Origin of the sequence: Cellulosimicrobium cellulans (assembly GCF_001722485.1) — a bacterium.
Classification (GTDB): Bacteria; Actinomycetota; Actinomycetes; order Actinomycetales; family Cellulomonadaceae; genus Cellulosimicrobium; species Cellulosimicrobium cellulans_A.
In genome coordinates, this window is the sequence record NZ_LWGL01000212.1 from 1 (window position 1) to 4,667 (window position 4,667).

6 protein-coding genes and 1 pseudogene are annotated in these 4,667 nt (G+C 74.6%); 3 read left to right on the forward strand and 4 right to left on the reverse strand.

Annotated elements, in window-relative coordinates; translation table 11 throughout:
* Positions 1 to 358 (forward strand): annotated as a pseudogene (locus tag JZ5iCDA_RS15725) (DNA-3-methyladenine glycosylase 2 family protein); the annotation flags it as partial.
* A 22-nt stretch (positions 359 to 380) separates the two neighbouring features.
* On the opposite strand, the gene JZ5iCDA_RS15730 reads toward JZ5iCDA_RS15725, so the two are convergent.
* From JZ5iCDA_RS15730 to JZ5iCDA_RS15740, 3 genes are all read right to left on the reverse strand, one after another.
* The gene (locus JZ5iCDA_RS15730) at positions 381 to 575 is read right to left on the reverse strand and encodes a hypothetical protein (RefSeq protein WP_069388000.1); all 195 of its coding nucleotides are present in this window, start codon (positions 573 to 575) and stop codon (positions 381 to 383) included.
* 139 nt (positions 576 to 714) lie between these two features.
* On the reverse strand, positions 715 to 1,428 hold the full coding sequence (locus JZ5iCDA_RS15735; protein WP_069388001.1) for a DsbA family oxidoreductase: 714 nt from the start codon (positions 1,426 to 1,428) through the stop codon (positions 715 to 717).
* A 24-nt stretch (positions 1,429 to 1,452) separates the two neighbouring features.
* Entirely contained in the window at positions 1,453 to 2,136 is a 684-nt protein-coding gene (locus tag JZ5iCDA_RS15740) for a DinB family protein (RefSeq protein ID WP_083260082.1), read from the reverse strand.
* A 256-nt stretch (positions 2,137 to 2,392) separates the two neighbouring features.
* Here JZ5iCDA_RS15740 and JZ5iCDA_RS15745 point away from each other — a divergent pair, with 256 nt between their 5' ends.
* Both JZ5iCDA_RS15745 and JZ5iCDA_RS15750 read left to right on the forward strand, forming a co-directional pair.
* Entirely contained in the window at positions 2,393 to 3,064 is a 672-nt protein-coding gene (locus JZ5iCDA_RS15745) for a histidine phosphatase family protein (protein ID WP_069388002.1), read from the forward strand.
* A gap of 62 nt (positions 3,065 to 3,126) precedes the next feature.
* A complete protein-coding gene (locus tag JZ5iCDA_RS15750; RefSeq protein WP_069388003.1) occupies positions 3,127 to 3,684 on the forward strand; it encodes a PH domain-containing protein in 558 nt (185 codons plus the stop codon).
* 38 nt (positions 3,685 to 3,722) lie between these two features.
* Here JZ5iCDA_RS15750 and JZ5iCDA_RS15755 read toward each other — a convergent pair whose 3' ends face one another.
* A complete protein-coding gene (locus JZ5iCDA_RS15755) occupies positions 3,723 to 4,448 on the reverse strand; it encodes an MOSC domain-containing protein (protein WP_069388004.1) in 726 nt (241 codons plus the stop codon).
* Positions 4,449 to 4,667: the final 219 nt, after the last annotated feature.

Below are 4,667 nucleotides of genomic sequence, written 5' to 3' on the forward strand. Positions count from 1 at the left end.
GGCCGCGCGCGTGGCGCGTCGGCTCGAGGAGTGCCCGGACGTGCTCGACGCGCACGGCGCCGCCGCCGCGCACGCACGCCTGCAGCTCGTGCCCGGCGTCGGGGTGTGGACCGCGGCCGAGGTCGCGCAGCGCGCGCTGGGCGACGCCGACGCCGTGTCGGTCGGCGACTTCCACCTCGCCAAGGCGGTCGGCTGGGTGCTGACCGGCGAGCGTGTGGACGACGCGCGCATGCTCGAGCTGCTCGCGCCGTACGCGCCGCACCGCTACCGCGTCGTCCGGCTCCTGGAGATCTCCGGGCGCGCCCGGCCGCCGGCCCGCGGGCCGCGGCTGTCCATCCAGGACCACCGCCGCCACTGACGACGGCGGTGGCCCTCGGAGGTCACTCCGGGAGCGCGCACGTCCCGTCGACGCACACCCCGGCGTCGTCCGACCCGACCATCGTGAAGCCGTGCTCGGCGCGCTGCGGCGCCGCGGCCTCGGACGCGGACAGGCTCAGGAGCGTGGTCCGGCGGGGGTTCGCGATCGAGTGGTAGAGACCTGAGGCGTGCTGGTGGTTCGCCGTGGTGTCGGTCATGGTGATCCTCCTCGTGGGGTTCACGGGCACCGGGGAGCGGATGGGGCCGGCGACGGTGCGGCCTCGCCCGGGGTGCGGGTGATCCAGTGTGGGGTGAAACCGCGCCGTCGGGCCACCGGGCCGGGGTGTGAGGTGGACCTCAGACGGTGGCCGCCTCGCGCGCGGCCTCCTCGAGCACCTGGACGAAGACCGCTGGGTCCTGCGCGCCCGAGACGCCGTAGCGGCCGTCGACGACGAAGAACGGGACGCCGTTGATCCCGTACGCGCGCGCCTGGTCGATGTCGGCCTGGACGTCGTCGGCGTACCGGTGGTCCTCGAGCGCGGCCACGACCTCGTCACGGTCGAGCCCGACCTCGGCCGCGAGGTCCGCGAGGACCTCGACCCGGCCCACGTGGCGCCCCTCCTCGAAGTACGCCTTGAGGAGACGCTCCTTCATCTCGACCTGGCGGCCGTGCGCCTTCGCGTGGTGCAGCAGCTCGTGCGCGGTGAGCGTCTTCGTGTGCCGGAGGGCGTCGAAGTCGTACGACAGGCCCTCGGCCGCGGCGAGCTGGGTCATCTGCGCGAGCATCTGCTCGACCTGCGCGGGCGGCATGCCCTTGTGCCCGGCGAGGAAGTCGACCTCGGTGCCCTCGAAGTCGACGGGCGTGTCCGGCGCGAGCTCGAACGAGTGGTACTCGATCTCGACGCGCGGGGCGAACCCGCGCTCCGCGAGCCGGTCGAGCGCCGTCTCGAGGCGCCGCTTGCCGATGTAGCACCACGGGCACGCGACGTCCGACCAGATGTCGACCCGCACGACCTGCGCGGTGGGGGCATCGGGCGCGGGGACGCCGGGCGTCGGGAGGGATTCCGTCATGGACGGGTCAACCCGGCGCCGTCGTCACGGATTCCCCGGCCCCGCTGTGACGTGCGCCGCGCGATGGAGGTCCTGGAGCACCATGATCTCAGCGCCGTGGTGGATGAGCTCGCGGTTGAGGTGCGCGACGAGGTGCGCGAACGGCGACTGCGCGTCGATCTCGGTCGCCTGGCTCAGCCCGACCGTGAACACCTCGTCCTCGGGCAGCGCGTCCACGCCGGCGCGCCACCGGTCGACCGCCTCGCGCAGCCCGGCGACGGCGGGCCCGACCTCGCCCGAGAGCTCCACCGCGTCACGACGGCGCTCGTGGTCCCCGAACGTCCACTCCCACCGCTCGACGAACACCTCGGTGAGGTGCGCGACGAGCCACGCGATCGTCCGTGGCTGCGGCGAGTCGTGACCGGCCGGCCACTCCATGACCCACTCCCCCGGCCCGAGCGTGCGCGGCGAGCGCTCCTCGCCCCGGCGCACCACCCGCAGCGCGTCCGGGCCGGGCTCCCACCTGAGCTCCTCCTGGGTGAGCGTCGCCAGGCGCCCCGCGAGCTCGAGCCAGGAGAAGCCGAGCTGGCCACGGACCACCGCGAGCGGCGTCGGGACCGACAGGATCGACCAGTCGAAGTCCGGGCTGCCGTAGACCGGCGCGTCCTCTCCCGGAGTGCCGGCCTGCGTGCCGTGCTGCGTTCCCTGCGGTGCTGCCTGCTCGGTCATCGTGAGCCTCCTCGCCCGTCGTGGGAGACACTAGGAGGCCCCTCCCACACCGACCGACCGGAGCCTCCCGTGCGCGTCCGCCCCCGCACCGTCCTGCTCGTCGCCACCGGGATCGCCGTCGTGCTCCTCGTCGCGCTCGTCCTCTTCCTCGCGTCGACGGGTCTCGACGGCGTCGCCGGCTGAGCCGTCCGCCGCGCGCGGAGCGTCGGCGCGCGCCATGCTGCGGGGGTACCCCGCCGAGCAGGAAGGACGTCGCATGAGCGCACCGGAGCAGGCATCCGTCCAGTCGTCCGAGCACGGACCCGACCCGCAGCTCGTGCTCGTCCGGCACGGGGAGACGGAGTGGAGCGCGACCGGGAAGCACACCGGGCGCAGCGACATCCCGCTCACGGGGACGGGCGAGGAGCAGGCGGCCGCGGCAGGCGCGTGGCTGCAGCGGTGGGCCGACGAGCGCGGCCGTCGCCCCGCTGTCGTGCTCTCCAGCCCCCGGCAGCGCGCGCGGCGCACTGCCGAGATCGCCGGCTTCGCGGACCCGCCCACGGACGAGGACCTCGCCGAGTGGGACTACGGCCCCGTCGAGGGGCGCACGTCGCGCGAGATCTCCGCCGAGCTCGGCCGGGAGTGGCTCGTCTTCCGCGATGGGGTCAACGTGCTCGACGCACCCGACGGGCGCCGCGGCGAGGAGCTCGACGACGTGGCGGCTCGCTGCGCCCGGGTGCTCGCCCGCGTCGAGCCGACCCTGCAGGACGGCGGTGACGTGGTCCTGTTCGCCCACGGTCACCTGCTGCGCGTCCTCGCGACGGTGTGGCTCAACGTCGACCCCGGGCTGGGGGCGCGGCTCGAGCTGAGCACGGCGACGATCTGCCTGCTCGGGTACGGGCACGGGCTGCGCACCATCGAGGGCTGGAACCTTCCGGCGACCGGCTGACCAGGGCGGTTCCTCCCCGCCGGCCCTCCCCGGGAGCCCGCCGAGGTGGCAGCATGCTCCCCATGGGTCTCAGCGAGAAGCATCTCACCGAGGGCGAGCACGTCGTCATGGAGCTCAAGGAGCACGCCAAGGCGCTGTTCTGGCCGCTCGTGCTGCTCGTGGCCCTCGTCGCGGCCGTGGTCGTCACGGTGCTGCTCGTCCCGAACGACGTCGCACGCTGGGTCGTCGCGGGGATCGCGCTCGTCGCGGCGGTGGTGTGGGTGCTCGTGCCGTGGCTGCGCTGGCGCACCACCGAGTACACGGTGACGAACAAGCGCATCGCGATGCGATCGGGGATCATCACGCGCTCCGGCCGCGACATCCCGCTCTACCGCATCAACGACGTCAACTACGAGAAGGGCCCGGTCGACCGGCTGTTCGGCTGCGGCACGCTCGTCATCTCGGACGCGACCGACAAGCCGGGCCTCGAGCTGCACGACGTCCCCGACGTCGAGTCCGTCCAGGTGCGCCTGCACGACCTGCTGTTCACCGCGGACGACGGCTCCGACGACGGCGAGTGGCCGCCGACCGAGCCGCCCCGCGGCCCGCGCCCCCCGCGGATCCCGCGCGCCGGCCGCTGACGAGCCGCCCGGCCCGACGTCCCGGCCGGTCCGGGGTCTCAGTCCGCGATCCGGTGCCCCGCGACCGTCTCGGCCCGGGTCAGCATCTCGGCCGAGAGGGTGATGTCGCCCGCCAGCTGTGCCTCGAGCAGCCGGCGTGCGACGGCGGCCGCGCGCTCCGACTCGGCGCCGCGCGTCGTCCACGCGGCGTACCAGTCCGCGAGCGTCACGCCGTGCTCGGGGCGGTAGCAGACGTTCACCGCGTCGCCGGCGCGGAGCTCGCCCGGCGTGAGCACGCGCAGGTACGCACCCGTGCGGTTGGCCTCGGCGAAGCGCTTGACCCAGCCCTGCTCGCCGAGGCGCCGCGCGAACGTCGAGCACGGCGTGCGCGGCTGCGTCACCTCGAGCAACGCCGTCCCGACGGCCCACCGCTCCCCCACCACCGCGGCGGTCACGGGGATGCCGCGCACCCGCAGGTTCTCGCCGAACAGCCCCGGCACGACGGGATAGCCGAGCTGCTCCGACCACCACTCGGCGTCGTCCTGCCCGTAGGCGTAGACGGCCTGGTCCTCGCCGCCGTGGTTCGCGCGGTCGGCCTGGAGGTCGGCGTGGAGCCCGAGGCGCCGGACGCGCACCGGTCCCTCGACAGGACGCTTGTCGATCGCGGTGACGCCGACGGGCCCGTCGTCGGGCAGCAGGGCGTGCACGCGGCAGACGGCGAGCACCTCCCCGGTCGGGGCGGACGACGCGAGAACGGTCACGGGGGCGGTGGCGGTCGTGCTCATCCTCGGATTGTGGCAGCCCGCGGGCGCCACGAACACGTGTTCTCGCACCCTCGAGAACGGGGCTGCGCACCGGAACCGGCGCAAACCGGTCGGTAATCCCGTGCTCGGCGTCAGGCGAGGCGGCGCGTCGTCTCGCGCCAGCGCTCGAGGCGCGCGACGGCGGCGGCCCGCCCCGGTCCGGGCCCGACCGGGTCGTCGGCCACCACGCGCGGCTCGACC

Coding starts and splice junctions, on each gene's coding strand:
- JZ5iCDA_RS15730 (WP_069388000.1), bottom strand. CDS start 575: ATGACCGACACCACGGCGAACCACCAGCACGCCTCAGGTCTCTACCAC.
- JZ5iCDA_RS15735 (WP_069388001.1), bottom strand. CDS start 1,428: ATGACGGAATCCCTCCCGACGCCCGGCGTCCCCGCGCCCGATGCCCCC.
- JZ5iCDA_RS15740 (WP_083260082.1), bottom strand. CDS start 2,136: ATGACCGAGCAGGCAGCACCGCAGGGAACGCAGCACGGCACGCAGGCC.
- JZ5iCDA_RS15745 (WP_069388002.1), top strand. CDS start 2,393: ATGAGCGCACCGGAGCAGGCATCCGTCCAGTCGTCCGAGCACGGACCC.
- JZ5iCDA_RS15750 (WP_069388003.1), top strand. CDS start 3,127: ATGGGTCTCAGCGAGAAGCATCTCACCGAGGGCGAGCACGTCGTCATG.
- JZ5iCDA_RS15755 (WP_069388004.1), bottom strand. CDS start 4,448: ATGAGCACGACCGCCACCGCCCCCGTGACCGTTCTCGCGTCGTCCGCC.